Genomic DNA, 14,934 nt, shown 5'->3' on the forward strand with positions numbered 1-14,934 from the left:
TGGCATGGCTGAACAGAAAAGGATAATCGTCGTCGGCGGCGGCCCCGTCGGCATGGTGACGGCGCTCGCCTGCGCGCAACGCGGCTTCGCCGTCACGGTTCTCGAAGCGGCGCAGACGGTCGATACGAATCCGCGCGCGGCCACGACGCACCCGTCCACGCTCGAGATGATCGACAGCCTCGGCGTGATCGACGAATTCATCGCCGCGGGCCTCGTCGCGCGTTACTTCGACTTCTGGGACCGCGAGAAGCGCGAGTTGATCGCGCGCTTCGACCACGACCTGCTGCGCGAGGATACGAAGTTCCCGTTCGTCGTGCAGACCGAGCAGCACAAGCTCGTCAACATCATCGCGGCGAAGCTGAAGACGATGTCCGACGTGGACGTGCATTTCGGCGTGCCGGTAGTGGACGTCGAGCAGGATGCGAACGGCGTGACCGTGACGATCGACCGCGACGGCGTAGAGGAGAAGCTGAGCGGCACGTTCCTGGTCGGCGCGGACGGCGGGCGCAGCACCGTGCGCAAGAAGCTCGAGATCGAATTCGAAGGCTACACGTGGCCGGAGCAGTTCCTCGTGCTGACCACCTCGTTCGACTTCGAGAAAGCGCTCGGCAGTTCGTATCGCGCCTACCTCGCCGATCCGAAGGAGTGGGGCAACCTGTTCAAGGTCGCCGGCGACGACATGAAGGGCCGTTGGCGCGCGGTGTTCCCGGCGCCGGTGGACGTGCCGGAAGAGTTCGTGATGAGCGACGAGGAAGCGCAACGCCGCCTGAACCGCATTTTCCCGCTGGAAGACGGCGCGACGTATCCGCTGCTGCACAAGAATATTTACCGCGTGCATCAGCGCGTGGCGGCTTCGTTCCGCCGTCAGCGCATCTTCCTCGCGGGCGATTCGAGCCACGTGAACAATCCGATCGGCGGGCTCGGGCTCAACTGCGGGATTCACGACGCGCTGGAACTGGCCAACACGCTCGCCGAGGCAGCGGACGGCAATGCCGAGCGTCCGGTGCTGGACCGCTACGAGCGTCGCCGCCGCTCGCTGAACATCGAGTTCGTTCAGCAGCAGACCGTGGCGAACAAGAAGCGTCTGGAAGAGACCGATCCGGCGGTGCGCGCGCAGCATCTGGCCGACCTCGCCGCGACGGCCGCCGACCCGGCGCGTCACCGCGCGTTCCTGCTGCGCACGTCGCTGATCGACAGCGTACGCAAGTCGCAAGCCATTCAGTGATGCTAACGGAGACCGATGGCATGGCTCATTCATTTACCCGGCCGCAGCTCGCCGATCCGTCGCTGATCCGTTCGGCGGCATGGATCGACGGCGAATGGCTCGAAGCGCCGGACGGCGCGACGATCACCGTGGCCAACAAGGCCACGGGCGAGCCGATCGCGACGGTTCCGTTGCTCGGCCGCGAGGCGACGGCCAAGGCCGTTGCGGCGGCCCAGGCCGCGTTGCCGGCCTGGCGCCGGCGCAGCGCCAAGGAGCGCGCAGGCATCCTCAGGAAGTGGTTCGACCTCGTGATGGCGCATCAGGAAGACCTCGCGCGCATCATGACCGCCGAACAGGGCAAGCCACTCACGGAATCGAGGGGCGAAATCGCGTACGCGGCTTCGTTCATCGAGTGGTTCGCGGAGCAGGGCAAGCGCATCGAGGGCGACATGCTGGAAAGCCCCAATGCGGCGCAGCGGATCATGGTGCTCAAGCAACCGATCGGCGTGTGCGCGGCGATCACGCCGTGGAATTTCCCGGCGGCGATGATTACGCGCAAAGCCGCACCGGCGCTCGCGGCGGGCTGCACGATGGTGCTCAAGCCGGCTTCGCAAACGCCGCTCACGGCGCTCGCGCTGGCCGAGCTGTCGCATCGCGCCGGCGTGCCGCGCGGCGTGTTCAGCGTCGTGACGGGCTCCGCGCGCGAGATCGGCGCGGAACTCTGCGAGAACCCGATCGTGCGCAAGCTGTCGTTCACGGGCTCGACGGAAATCGGCAAGGTGCTGATGGCGCAATGCGCGTCGACGGTGAAGAAGCTGTCGATGGAACTGGGCGGCAACGCGCCGTTCGTCGTGTTCGACGACGCGGATCTCGACGCCGCCGTGCAGGGCGCCATCGCCTCGAAGTTCCGCAACACGGGGCAGACGTGCGTCTGCACGAACCGTTTCCTCGTGCAGGCCGGCGTCTACGATGCGTTCACGGCGAAGCTGAAGACCGCGATCGCCAATCTGCGCGTGGGCGACGGCATGGCGGAAGGCACGAGCCAGGGTCCGCTTATCGACGCCGCGGCGCTCAGCAAGGTCGAGGAACACGTGGCGGACGCGCGCAGCAAGGGCGCCGACATCGCGCAGGGCGGCAAGCGCTCGGCGCTGGGCGGCAACTTCTTCGAGCCGACGCTGCTCGTGAACACCTCGCTCGATATGCAGATTTTCCACGAGGAAACCTTCGGGCCGGTGGCGGCGGTGCTGCGCTTCTCGACCGAGGAGGAAGCGGTGGAGATCGCCAACGCCAGCGAAACCGGGCTTGCATCGTACCTGTACACGAACGATATGTCCCGCTTCTTCCGCATGGCCGAAGCGCTCGAGACGGGCATGGTCGGCGTCAACACGGGGCTGATTTCGAACGAGGTCGGCCCGTTCGGCGGCATCAAGGAAAGCGGCTTCGGACGCGAGGGCTCGAAATACGGCATGGACGACTACCTGGAGACGAAGTACGTCTGCGTGCAGGTGGCGTAACAGCCCACCCGCAACGAAAAGCACGGCGTCAGCGGGGCTGGCGCTTCATGGATGGAGGAGACTTTAAATGTCGGATATCAGCAAGCCGTTGCCCCTCGTGGCCAGGCATTCGTCGCGCATGCGCTGGATCGTGGTGTTGGTCCTGTTCGGCTCGGTTCTGGTCGGCTTTTTCGACCGGATCAGCGTAGCGGTTCTTTTCAATAATCCCGACTTCTATAACGCCCTGAATGTCGGTTTCAATCCCACCAAGCTGGGATTCCTGATGACGGCGTTCCTGATCGCGTACGGTATTTCGTCAGTCGTGCTGAGCATCATCGGTGACGTGTTCAAGCCCGGCAAGGCACTCTCGGTGTCGGCCGTGATCTGGGGCGTGGTGATGCTCGGCATGGGCGCCGCGCAGAGCTTCGGCACGATGATTTTCGGGCGCGTCGTGCTCGGCATCATGGAAGGGCCGCAATTCTCGCTGATCGCGAAGATCGTGCACCGCTGGTTCCCGCCCGAAGAGCGGGGCCGCGCCAATGCGGTGTGGATGGTGGGCAGCCCGATCGGTTCGGCCGTCGGCTTTCCGCTCACGCTTTGGCTCGTGCACGCGTATGGCTGGCGCGCATCGTTCTATATCTTCGGTGTCATCAGCCTGTTCATCATGGCGCCGCTGATCTTCTTCACGACCCGCGACCGCGCGCGCTATGCGGACCCGGAAAGCTCGCGCCAGGCCGTGGCCGTCGAGGCCAAGGAGAAGGTCGATCTGCGTCTGTTCCTCAAGGACTACCGGTTCTGGCTCGTCACCGCATACGGCTGCGGGCTCCTGATGTACCTGTGGGGGCTCAACAGTTGGCTGCCGACCTATCTCGAGCGCGTCCGACACTTCAACCTCGGGCAGATGGGGATCTACTCGTCGCTGCCGTTCATTCTGATGTTCATCGGCGAAGTGTTTTCGGGCCTGCTGGCCGACCGTCTGGGCAAGCGCGCGATTCTCTGCTTCATCGGTCTTGCCGGCGCGGGCCTGCTGCTCTTCGCGGGCACGCAGATTCAGGATCCGCACGTGGCGGCGATCGTGATCGCGCTGAGCGCCGGCTGCTGGGGTCTCGGGTTGCCGGCCCAATACGCGCTCGCGATGGACATCATTCCCGTCTCGGTCACGTCGGCGGGCATCGGGGTCAAGAACGGCTGCAGCAATCTGATGGGGGCGCTCGCTCCGGTTCTGATCGGCTGGATCGTCAGCACGACGGGGAGTTTCAATACCGGTCTGCTGGTCATCGTTCTGGGCAGCCTCGTCGGCGCGGTGATGATGCTGCCGCTGATTCGCCGCTACTGAGCGGCGCGCTGGGAAACGCGGCCTCGTCAAACAGGCCGCGCATTGCTGTTTCTTATAAATAGTCATACTAATTAAATTGGAGATCTATCTTGCAGAGCAATCGCTTTCGTCGCAGACTGGCGGTTTCGGCCGCCTCGTGCCTGGCGCTGACCGCAATGCATGGGGCGAATGCCCAGAGCAGCATGCAGTCGGGCGCGTCCGACTCGTTCGTGCAGCTATACGGAACCGTCGGAACCTATATCGGTACGTCCAAGCGCTCCGGAGATCCGAAGGCCGCCTTCGTGGAAGGTAGCGGCGGCTTGACGACGTCGTTCTGGGGCATTCGCGGTCGCGAAGACCTGGGCGGCGGCAATGCGATGATATTCAGCCTGGAGAGCTTCTTTCAGCCTTCCACGGGCGCCTTGGGCCGCAAGCCGACCGATCCGTTCTTCTCCCGCAATGCCTATATGGGATTCAGCACGCAGTACGGTACGTTGACGTTCGGGCGTCAGACGAACCCGACCTACGTCAACATGCAGGAACTGAATCCGTTCGGGGCCTCGGTCGTGTTCTCGCCGATCGTGCTGCAATCGTTCGTCTCGACCTATAACGGCGTCCTGATCGGGGATACGGTGTGGGACAACGCGATCCAGTACAGCTCTCCCTCGCTGAAGGGCCTGGCCGTGACGGGCATTTACGGCGTCGGCGGCGTGGCGGGGCAGCCCGGCGTGGCGAACCTCGGTTTGCACGCGAACTATTCGTCGGGGCCGTTTTATGCCGGCGTGTCGTTGCAGCGTGTGCGCACGCCTGTCACCGCGCCGGTGTCCGAACAGGATGCGTGGCTCGCCGGTATGCGCTACAAGCTGCCGTTCGTCACGCTGTACGGCGCGATGGAAGGCAGTCAGACGTATGGCTTGCGCTCGTCGAGCCGTACCTATCAGGCCGGTGCGGCCGTTCCGACCGGACCGTTCGGTTATGTTCTCGCCGAGTGGGCCCGCACGAACTACGACACGGTCCCGGCCTCGCATGGGTGGATTCGCAACACCGGCGCGCTCGCGTACGACTACCTGCTCTCGAAGCGCACCGATGTCTATGCCGTGTGTCTGTATGACAAGATCGCCTCGAAGGGATCGGCCACGACGTTCTCGCTGGCGATACGGCATCGTTTCTAAAACCGTCGCGCGGATTTAAGCATTGGTTTCAATAATTTAGGATTCCAATGCTGTGAGCCGGTTGCCGGCGATTTTCAGGCTGCAAAAAACAAGGGGCGATCTGCGCAAGCAGATCGCCCCTTGTTCATTCGATACGAGCAGCGCCGGCGAAGCGCCGGTCTTATCCTTGCGCTTCGGCCCGCCGCGCGAAGTACTCGAAAGAGTGCTCCCAATGCACGGGCGTCATGATCTGCGCCATCCGTTTGGCGCGTGCCTCGGGGGCGAGTGCCGTCTGCGGCAGCCCCGCCGAGCGCGCGAGCACCTCGATCCGCGCGGCGCGTTCGAGGAACACGCCGACACAGATCGCGTGCTCGATCGAGCGCCCGCAGAACGTCACGCCATGGTTGGCCATCATCACCACGTCGTGGCTGCCCATTGCTTCGGCAAGCGCCTTGCCTTCTTCCGGCTTGACGATCAAGGCGGCCGTTTCGCGCATGACCGGCAATTCGCCGAAGTAGTCGGCGTCGAGCGTATAAGGCGTGAAGCGTTCGAGACAGCCGGACAGGATCGAGGCGTGGCGCGGATGCGTATGCGCCACGACCAGCACGTCCGGACGCTGGAGAAAAATTTCGCTGTGGATCGGCCACTCCGAATGGCGTCCGCCGCTGCCGGCGATCTGCTTGCCTTCGAAGTCGACCAGCACGAAATCCTCGGCGCCGCGTACTTCTTCGAGGCCGATGCGATTACGTTTGAGCCAGAAACCACGACCTTGCGGATCGCGCAGCGACAGATGTCCCAGCGACATGTCGCCGTGGCCTTCCAGTTCCAGAATGCGGCAACCGAGTGCGAGCCGGTCGAGTGCGCGTTTGAGATTTTCGTTCATGTCCATCATGTATGTCTCGTCAATCGATACGTCAGCGGATAAGGTCCGCGAATAAGAAGGGTCGCGCGCAAAGCGTATTCAGCGCATGCCATGCGAGAGGCGGCGCGAAATGAAAACCAGCGCACGGTCGAGCACGAGACCGACGAGGCCGATCGCGAGCATGCCCGCATACAGTTTGTCGTAGCGGAACGTGGCCCCCGAGTTCGCGATATAGAAGCCGAGACCGTGCGTGTCGCCGATCATTTCGGTCACGATCACGACCGTCATGCCGATCGGCAGCGCAATGCGCAGACCGTTCAGAATGCCGGGCAGCGCCGCCGGAATCAGGACGTGGCGCAGCAGCGTGCCGCGGGTCATGCCCATGTTCTGGCCGGCCCAGACGATTTCGCGCCCCGTCGCGCGGCTCGCCAGATGCGTTGCGACCACGACCGGGTAGAGGCATTCGAGCGCGGCAAAGGCAATTTTCGACGGCGTGCCGATGCCGAACAGGAACGTGAAGATCGGAAACAGCGCGATCTTCGGCACCGGATAGCCCGCGAAAAACACCGGCTCGAACAGGTATTCGAACCAGCGCACGCGGGCGAGCCCGAAGCCGACCAGCACCCCGGCCACCGAGCCGATCACGAAGCCGGCGAAGGTGCGGCCCGTGGTCACCAGTACGTGATAGGGCAGATTGCCGGACATCGTGTCGTTGATGAAGGCCGCGAACACCGCGCCGAGCGGCGGCAGCACGCGCGCCGAAATGAGGCCGGACAGCGCGACGCATTGCCAGAGCAGCAGCATCAGCGGCACGGAGTACCAGGCGCGTGTGCCGGACCACATACGTTTGAGTGCGATCATCGCTGAGCCTCCTCGGTGCCGAGCAGCACGCCGCGCAACGCGCGTTTGCGCACCGCCATGAGCAGGCGATCGGCGACGAAGCCGAGCAGCCCGTAAGCGACCACGCCGGTCAGCATGATGTCGTAGCGCACCCAGTCCTGGCCTTCCGTAATCAGCAGACTCAAACCCGTTTTCGCGCCGATCAGTTCAGCCGCGAACAGCGACACGAACGACAGCGCGAGCGCCACGCGCAGGCCCGCGAAAATGCCCGGCAGCGTCGCGGGCAATACGACACGCAACAGCAGCGTCGGGAACGGCGTCTCGAAGTTGCGCGCGACCCATACCAGATGCTTGTCCATTTGCTGGACCGCATGCTGCGCGGCGAGAAACACCGGAAACGACACGCTCAAGGCGACGATCGCCGTCTGCGTCGCGCTCGTGAGGCCGAAAATAAGCAGCATGATCGGCAGAAAAGCGATCTTCGGCACGGGATAGACGAACGCGACGAGCGGATCGGCAAATTCGCCGACCGGCTTCGACAGGCCCGCCACCAGCCCGAGGGCCGCGCCGATCGCCGAGCCGATGGCGAAACCGCCGATCAGCCGCAACAGGCTGTCGCGCAGGTAGGTCCACAGCTCGCCTTCGCCGGCCAGCTCGCGCGTCGCGCTGACGATGTCGCTCGGAAACGACAGATAGGGCGGCAGCTTGCCGCTCGCACCGAACCACTGCCACAGCGCCAGCACCACGATCGGCACCGCGGCGCGGCCGGCCATGTAGGGCAGGCGCCGCCATCCGCCGCGGCGCGGCGGTGCTGGCACATCGAGAACGGCGCTCATGCGACCCGCTCCACTTCGCGTGCCTTGATGACCTCTTCGCGCAATGCTTCCCACAACGTCGTGCGCAACTCGAAGAAGCGCTGCGATTTGCGGAACGACACGAAGTCGAGACCTTCGCGGTCCACCTGCAGATCGAGCTTGATGCGCGCGGGCCGCGTGGAGAACACGACGACGCGCGTGGCGAGTGTCACGGCCTCGTCGATGTCGTGCGTGACGAACAGCACGGTGCGGCGATGCTTCGCCCAGATGTTGCCGAGTTCTTCCTGCAGCAGCTCGCGGTTTTGCGCATCGAGTGCGCCGAACGGCTCGTCCATCAGCATGATGCGCGGTTCGAGCGCGAGCATGCGGGCGAGCGCGACGCGCTGCTTCATGCCGCCGCTCAATTGCGCCGGATACATGCCGCCGCCTTCCGGCAGGCCGATCATCGTCAGCAATTCGCTGACCCGGGCCGCGCGCGTTCGTTCAGGGACGCCGCCGATGCGCATCGGCCATGCGATGTTCTCGGCGACGGTGGCCCACGGAAAGAGCGAGTAGCCCTGAAACATCATGCCGCGATCGCGGCCCGGGCGATCGATCGGCTTGCCGTCGACGAGTATCTCGCCGCCGGAGAGCTGATCGAAGCCGCCCGCCATATGCAGGAACGTGCTCTTGCCGCAGCCCGAAGGGCCGAGGATCGCGAGGAATTCTCCTTCCTCGACCGCGAGATTGAACCCGTCCAGCGTGGCAACGGGACCTTTCGGTGTCGCAAAGACTTTGCGCACACCGCGTGCTTCGAGAATCGGCATTGCACTTATTCCTTCGGTAGCCACGACATGTCGACGAGCTGATTCACATCCACCGGCTTGCGCTGAATGCCGTTCTTGATGAGGATGTCCTGCATTTTCGCGAGGGTCTGCACGTCGACGCGATCGGTCGGGTCGCGATAGTAGTCCGACATCGACAGATACACCGCCGGCGTGACGCGCACGTCGTGAGCGTCGATCAGGGCCTGACGGGCGTCCTTGGTGTGATCGTCGTAAAAGCGCGTCGCGGTTTTGAGGTCCTTCAGGAATGCGTGCACGGCGGCCGGCTGGTTCTTCAGCACGTCCGGCGAGGCGATCACGAGCATCAGCTCCTGATCGAACGGCACCGCGTCGCGCGACGTGAACAGCGGCCGCACGCCGCCGTGCGTTTCTTCCGAGCTGGCAAACGGCTGCGGGAAGACGCCGACGTCGATCATGCCCGAGCGCAGCGCCTGGCCCTGCGCGGGGAAGCTGACCGGCACGAAGGTCACGTCGCGATTCGGATCGATGCCGTTCTTTTCCAGCACCAGTTTGGCCCACAGGTGCGTCGAGCTATTGAGCGCATCGATGCCGATCTTCTTGCCCTTCAGATCCTTGATGCTCTTGATCGGCGTGCTGTCGCTCACGAGGTAGGTGGTCTGGAAACCGTTCGCGCTTTCGCGGGACAGCGAGGCGATGACCTTGAATTTCGCGCCTTCGGAAGCGGCCAGCAGCGCCGCGTTCGCACTCGTCGTGATGAAGTCGAGCGCGCCGGCCTCGAAGGCCTGGAAGCGTTTGTCGTTGCCGGCAAAGCGCGTGATGTCGAGCGTGTAATCCTTGCCCTGTCCCGGGGCGACGGCCGGCTTCGCATGCAGCAGCCAGAGCTGTTCCTCGCCCGCGCCGCCGATGCCGACGCGCAGCGAGGCCGGATCGGCATGCGCGAGCGTGCTGGCGAGAATGCTGCCGACCATGACGGCGACGCGCGCAATGCCACGGCCAGCGGAGTACGGTTTGAACACACGTCTACTTCTCATCGGTCACCTCTTTGATATGGGTATTGGCGTTTCGTCTATGAAACGTTGTTTCTAATTCGATCTACGCCCGATTCTACTGCGCTAAAAAAACCTGTCGCAAATGCTTTTGCGATTTCGTTCGCCTCGACGTCATGACGTCGCCCGATACTGCGGAATCGTCGTCATTCGTGTGTCCTGACGAAGTCGTGACGAGCCGATGAACTCGCGCCACGGCTCCCCGGCACGCGGCCGTCGTTGAGTCGCTGCGTCAGCTGATCGGCTGTAAAGCGCACCTTGTCGACGAGATTCGACTCGAATAAAGCGGGGGCGAGTTGCGGACTCAGAATCGTCGTCGTGACGACGGCCGCGATGCGCCCGGTCGCGTCGCGCACTGGCGCCGTTACCACCGAGATGCCGCTCTCGAAGCTCGACTGGCCGATGGCGAAGCCGCGCCGCGCGTTGGCGAGTACGAGGGCATGCAAGGCATCGACGGTTGCCGGCGTGTGTTGCGTATAGCGCTTGAGCGTGCGTTCGGGGTAGAGCGCGTGCAGTTCGTCGGCATCCAGATCGCCGAGCAGCACGTGACCATGCGTCGACGCATGGGCGGGCAAGCGCGTGCCGATGCTGACCCTCACCGAGCTGAACGGTGCGGCATGGCTTTGCGCTTTCGCGACGAACACCACGTCTCGCTCGTCGCGAACCAGGATATGCGCGGTAAAACCGGTGTCGTCACGCAACTGGTCGATAAGCGGCTGGCCGAGTTCGGTCAGTTCGAGCGAACCCAGATACTCGAGACCGAGACGCAGCGCCGCGACGCCAGGCCGGCAATTGCGATCCGTATCGGTGCGCTCGACGAACCCGTGGGCTTCGAGCGTTTGCAGCAGCCGGAATACCGTCGTGCGAGGAATGCCGAGCCGCTTCGACAATTCGGACACGCCCAGTACGGGCTCGCGCAGCGAGAATTCGGTGAGGATGCGCAGGCCCCGTTCGAGAGCGGGTACGCGATAGTTCGTGTCGCTGCGATCTTCCTGCGTGTCGGATGCGGTGCCCGTCAATTCGGGGGTCATGCGTTACTCCATGGGCCGCCGCTCGCGCGGCGGAGGGCGTCGTTGAACGCGCTCTATTGGGTTCCTGTTTGTTCCGTGAATGAAACGCTATTTTTCAGGTGGCACAATCGTAGCGTGATGGAATAAAAAAAGCCTTGTTTTCCGCATCAGGGGAAACCCGCAACGAGAACGGCGCGAGAAGAAAAAGTAGAACGAAATAGCGGGAAAAACGATGAGCCAAGCATAGTGACGCGTGTTGCGGCTTTACATGTAAACCCCAACGGAATTTGTTTTTGAACTTTTTCTCGACAACGCTAATATATTCCACATAACAAACATTTGTCCATTGGTGGAACGTTTCGCGACATCTGACCGGCTGCCGGGGATTTGCCCGACAAGGTTCATCGAGTTTTCCCGCCTTGCCGCACGGGAGCGTTTCGACTGCGTTCGCGTGGCGTGAGCGCCAAGGCCGGACGGTGTGGTTCCGATGGTGTGTGTGGTTCCATACGCCAGATCATTCCCGCAGCAGGGAACGCGTTGGCGTATTGATTTGTAGAACTTAAATATTGGCAAGCTAAACAACAAGGGTCTAAAAAAATGAAACGACAGCTTCTCGCTATCGGTTTGGCAGGTCTTTCCACCACGGCGTTCGCACAAAGCAGCGTCACGCTATACGGGGTCATCGACGAAGGGGTGCAGTACCTCAACAACGTCAAGCAGGTCGTCAACGGTAAAACCGTCGGGGGCAGCCAGATCGGTCTCGATTCGGTAAGCGGTCCGTGGGGATCGAGATGGGGCGTGAAGGGCGCCGAAGATCTCGGCGGAGGCTGGAAAGCGATCTTCACGCTGGAATCCGGCATGAACCTCAACAACGGTGCGCTCGCGCAGGGCGGCACGATGTTCGGCCGTCAGGCTTTCGTCGGCATTACGCAGGATCGTCTCGGTACGATCACACTGGGCCGGCAATACGACAGCGTCTCGGACATGTCGGCGGCCTTCGGTCCGCAGACCGCGTGGGGCACGAGCGCGGGGCATCCCGGCGATATCGACAACATGATTCGCTCGTACCGTTTCAACAACACGATCAAATACACGAGCCCGAATCTCGCCGGCTTCACGCTGAATGCCACGGGCACGCTCGGCGGTGTCGCGGGCGACTTCTCGCAGAGCAGCGCCTACACCTTCGGCGTGCTGTATTCGCGCAACGCGCTTGTCGCGGGTGCCGCGTACGAATTCGTCAAGAACCCGTCGAATGTCGGGGCGCCGTTGAACAGCAACGCGAATGCGGCGCCGCCGGCCACCACCGGCGCGTATTCGCCGCTGAACTCGGGCTACCTGGCGGGCGCCCATCCGGCCGGCTCCTGGCAGGATATCGTCGCGGGCGCGGCTTATACGTTCGATCGCTTCGCCATCGGCGCGAACTACTCGAACGTGCGATACGGGAACATCGGCAACCTGAACGGCGCCTCGGCGGTCTTCAACACCATCGAAGTCAACGGCAAAGTGCAGTTCAATCCGGCCTGGTTCCTCGGCCTCGTGTATAGCTATACGAAAGGCAATTCGGTTGTCGGCGATCTGGGCAACCAGCACTTCAACCAGTTCGGCTTCCTCGTGAACGATACGCTCTCGAAGCGAACCGATATCTACTTCGAGGGCATCTATCAGATCGCCAGCGGCACGAACTCGCTCGGCGGCCAGGCCAGGGCCAACATCGATTCGCTCGGCGAATCGTCGTCGAACCATCAGTTGTTCGTGCGGCTTGCGCTACGGCACAAGTTCTGAGCTGGGCGCGATGCGCGTCGAGGGGCCGGCCTTACTATATATAGGCCCGGCCCCTTATCTGACCTTGGCTGATCTCCGGAATTGCCGCAGCATTCAGTACGACGGTGCCTGGTGCCGCGCCTACATGGAGAACTGCTTCTCGACATAGTGAATGTGCTTGAGCATCGCACCTTGCGCCGCATCGGGATCGCCGTCGCGCACGGCGAAGTAGATCGATTCATGCTGGCGCAATCGGGCGCGGGCCTGTGAGACGGCATTCTTATTGTTGAGCGTCGCGTCATAGGTGTTGCTCGAGATGTGCTCGCGCAACACCGTCACGGCGCTGGCATAAAACTGCTCGATGAGCCGGTTGCGGCATGCGGCCGTCAGCGCCGCATGAAACTCGACGTCGGTCGCGGCTTCCGAATCGACGTCGGCCCGCGCGACCGCGTCGCGCATTTTCGCGAGAATGCTCTCCAGCCGCTCATGATCGCGGCGCGATGCACGCTGTGCCGCAAAGCGCACCGCCGCGCACTCGAAGACCAGCCGGAACTCGAACATCTCCTCGCGTAGCGGCTGCGTATCGGCAATCAATTGCAGCCACGGCGCGACGAGCCTGGCCGGTCTGCTGCCGAGCAAATACACGCCGCTGCCGCGCCGCGTTTCGACAAGCCCCTTGCTCGCCAGTCGCGCGATCGCCTCACGCACGGTCGCGCGCGATACGCCGAGCGTCTCGGCCAGCGCCCGCTCGGACGGGAGGCGTTCGTTCTCCTGCCAGCAGCCTGCCTTGATGTCGGTCTCGATTCGTCTGACCGTTTGAGCGATCACGCTCACGCTTTTCGAATGACTGTCCATTTCCAACTCTCATGCAGCCCTTCATGTAGCCCCTCATGCAACCGCTCACGCCGACCCGGCCGAAAAGTGGCCTGACCAATTTGCCGTGGCGTTCGACCGGCCGCATGATGCAAGCCAATCCGGCAAGCGCCCGCGACGCAGGTTCGACGCCCCTTGGCGGAGCTACCCACATACAGGAGGCCATGATGAGCCAAACTTCATTGGTAATCAAACTGCACGATAACGACGACGTTCTGATTACCCGCGGCGCGATTGCCGCGGGCACGACGCTCGCGGATTTCGACAACCTCGTCGTCGCTGCCGACGTTCCGCCCGCTCACAAGATCGCCTGCCGCGAGGTGGCGCAGGGCGCGCCGGTGCGGCGCTATGGTCAGATCATCGGTTTCGCCACCCAGGCGATTCACCGCGGCGACCATGTGCACGTGCACAACATGTCGATGGGCGAGTTCGCGCGCGACTATGCGTTCGGCGAGGACGTCAAGGCCGTCGTGCCCGCGCCGGAGCCGCTCACGTTCCAGGGCATCCGGCGCGCGGACGGACGCGTCGCGACGCGCAATTACATTGGCGTCATCAGCACGGTGAACTGCTCGGCGACGGTCACCAAGCTCGTCGCGCAACATTTCTCCACGCCCGACGCCTTGAAGGCCTATCCGAACGTCGACGGCGTGGTGCCGCTCACGCATAGCTTCGGCTGCTGCATCGACCACCACGGCGAGGGCATCCAGCAATTGCGCCGCACCATCGGCGGCTACGTCAAGCATCCGAACTTCGCGGGCGTGGTCATCATCGGCCTCGGCTGCGAGGCGAACCAGATGGGCGCGATGTTCATCGCCGAAGGTGTCGAGCCGGGCCCGCTGCTCGTGCCGCTCGTGATGCAGGAGCAAGGCGGCACGCAAAAGACCGTGGATGCCGCGATCGCCGCCGTCGAGAAGATGCTGCCGGTGGCCAACGAGGCCGTGCGCGAGCCGCTGCCGGTTTCGCACATCAATATCGCGCTGCAATGCGGCGGCTCGGACGGTTATTCGGGCATTACCGCGAATCCGGCGCTGGGCGCGGCCGTCGACCTGCTCGTGCGGCACGGCGGCACGGCGATTCTGACGGAAACGCCCGAGATTTACGGCGCCGAGCACCTGCTCACGCGCCGCGCGATCAGCAAGGAAGTGGGCGAGAAGATCGTCGAGCGCATTCACTGGTGGGAGTCCTACGCGGAGCGCGAGAAGGGCAGCATCGACAACAACCCGACGCCGGGCAACAAGGCCGGCGGTCTCACGACGATTCTGGAAAAGTCGCTGGGCGCGGTGGCGAAGAGCGGGTCCTCGCCGCTGATGGGCGTGTATCGCTACGCCGAGCCGGTCGATACGCATGGTCTCGTGTTCATGGATGCACCGGGCTACGACCCGATGGGCGCGACCGGCCAGATCGCCAGTGGTGCGAATCTCGTGGTGTTCACGACGGGCCGCGGTTCGTGCTTCGGTGCGAAGCCGGCGCCGTCGATCAAGGTCGCGACCAATTCGACGATGTACAAGCGCATGGTCGACGACATGGACATCAATTGCGGCGAGATCATGGAAGGCACGGCGAGCGTCGAGCAGAAGGGCGAGGAAATTTTCCGCATGATCGTCGAGGTCGCGTCGGGCGGTAAGAGCAAGAGCGAAGCGCTCGGCGTGGGTAACGAGGAATTCGTGCCCTGGATGATCGGCGCGCAGATGTAAGTGCCGCGCGCGCCGCCGCGGCGACGAAGCCGATGGCGGCGCGTGGGTGCGTTGATGCGGTTGAGCCTGGGTTGGCGTCTGTCGC

General features: G+C 63.4%; 13 protein-coding genes. 6 read left to right on the forward strand and 7 right to left on the reverse strand.

The window, feature by feature from the left end; genetic code table 11:
• Nucleotides 1-4 precede the first annotated feature (4 nt).
• The 4 genes from F3J20_RS15365 (at nt 5) to F3J20_RS15380 (ending at nt 5,184) form a co-directional block, all read left to right on the forward strand.
• The gene (locus tag F3J20_RS15365; RefSeq protein WP_167041322.1) at nt 5-1,225 is read left to right on the forward strand and encodes an NAD(P)/FAD-dependent oxidoreductase; all 1,221 of its coding nucleotides are present in this window, start codon (nt 5-7) and stop codon (nt 1,223-1,225) included.
• 20 nt (nt 1,226-1,245) lie between these two features.
• The gene (locus tag F3J20_RS15370; protein ID WP_167283796.1) at nt 1,246-2,718 is read left to right on the forward strand and encodes an NAD-dependent succinate-semialdehyde dehydrogenase; all 1,473 of its coding nucleotides are present in this window, start codon (nt 1,246-1,248) and stop codon (nt 2,716-2,718) included.
• 67 nt (nt 2,719-2,785) lie between these two features.
• The gene (locus F3J20_RS15375; protein WP_167283797.1) at nt 2,786-4,033 is read left to right on the forward strand and encodes an MFS transporter; all 1,248 of its coding nucleotides are present in this window, start codon (nt 2,786-2,788) and stop codon (nt 4,031-4,033) included.
• A gap of 89 nt (nt 4,034-4,122) precedes the next feature.
• Nucleotides 4,123-5,184, forward strand: a complete 1,062-nt coding sequence (locus F3J20_RS15380; RefSeq protein ID WP_240162811.1) for a porin — start codon at nt 4,123-4,125, stop codon at nt 5,182-5,184.
• Between the two features lie 160 nt (nt 5,185-5,344).
• Here the strand turns inward: F3J20_RS15380 and F3J20_RS15385 are convergent, their stop codons facing one another.
• The 6 genes from F3J20_RS15385 to F3J20_RS15410 form a co-directional block, all read right to left on the reverse strand.
• Nucleotides 5,345-6,055 carry a class II aldolase/adducin family protein gene (locus F3J20_RS15385; protein WP_167283798.1) on the reverse strand — a complete coding sequence of 237 codons (711 nt, stop codon included), beginning with the start codon at nt 6,053-6,055 and terminating at the stop codon, nt 5,345-5,347.
• 69 nt (nt 6,056-6,124) lie between these two features.
• Entirely contained in the window at nt 6,125-6,886 is a 762-nt protein-coding gene (locus F3J20_RS15390; RefSeq protein WP_167041334.1) for an ABC transporter permease, read from the reverse strand.
• Nucleotides 6,883-7,701, reverse strand: coding sequence for an ABC transporter permease (locus F3J20_RS15395; RefSeq protein WP_167041337.1), 819 nt, complete (start codon nt 7,699-7,701; stop codon nt 6,883-6,885). Before F3J20_RS15395 ends, F3J20_RS15390 begins: the two co-directional genes overlap by 4 nt.
• On the reverse strand, nt 7,698-8,486 hold the full coding sequence (locus tag F3J20_RS15400) for an ABC transporter ATP-binding protein (RefSeq protein WP_167283799.1): 789 nt from the start codon (nt 8,484-8,486) through the stop codon (nt 7,698-7,700). Before F3J20_RS15400 ends, F3J20_RS15395 begins: the two co-directional genes overlap by 4 nt.
• Nucleotides 8,487-8,491: 5 nt before the next feature.
• Nucleotides 8,492-9,496 carry an ABC transporter substrate-binding protein gene (locus tag F3J20_RS15405; RefSeq protein ID WP_167283800.1) on the reverse strand — a complete coding sequence of 335 codons (1,005 nt, stop codon included), beginning with the start codon at nt 9,494-9,496 and terminating at the stop codon, nt 8,492-8,494.
• Between the two features lie 161 nt (nt 9,497-9,657).
• Nucleotides 9,658-10,542 (reverse strand): IclR family transcriptional regulator, encoded by an 885-nt coding sequence (locus tag F3J20_RS15410; RefSeq protein ID WP_167283801.1) that lies wholly within the window; start codon nt 10,540-10,542, stop codon nt 9,658-9,660.
• A 576-nt stretch (nt 10,543-11,118) separates the two neighbouring features.
• Here F3J20_RS15410 and F3J20_RS15415 point away from each other — a divergent pair.
• Nucleotides 11,119-12,303, forward strand: a complete 1,185-nt coding sequence (locus tag F3J20_RS15415) for a porin (protein WP_167041349.1) — start codon at nt 11,119-11,121, stop codon at nt 12,301-12,303.
• A gap of 120 nt (nt 12,304-12,423) precedes the next feature.
• Here F3J20_RS15415 and F3J20_RS15420 read toward each other — a convergent pair whose 3' ends face one another.
• Nucleotides 12,424-13,137, reverse strand: coding sequence for a FadR/GntR family transcriptional regulator (locus tag F3J20_RS15420; protein WP_167041352.1), 714 nt, complete (start codon nt 13,135-13,137; stop codon nt 12,424-12,426).
• 185 nt (nt 13,138-13,322) lie between these two features.
• Here F3J20_RS15420 and F3J20_RS15425 point away from each other — a divergent pair, with 185 nt between their 5' ends.
• A complete protein-coding gene (locus F3J20_RS15425; RefSeq protein ID WP_167041969.1) occupies nt 13,323-14,849 on the forward strand; it encodes an altronate dehydratase family protein in 1,527 nt (508 codons plus the stop codon).
• Nucleotides 14,850-14,934 lie beyond the last annotated feature (85 nt).

The organism is Paraburkholderia sp. Cy-641 (assembly GCF_011752945.1).
Lineage (GTDB): Bacteria > Pseudomonadota > Gammaproteobacteria > Burkholderiales > Burkholderiaceae > Paraburkholderia.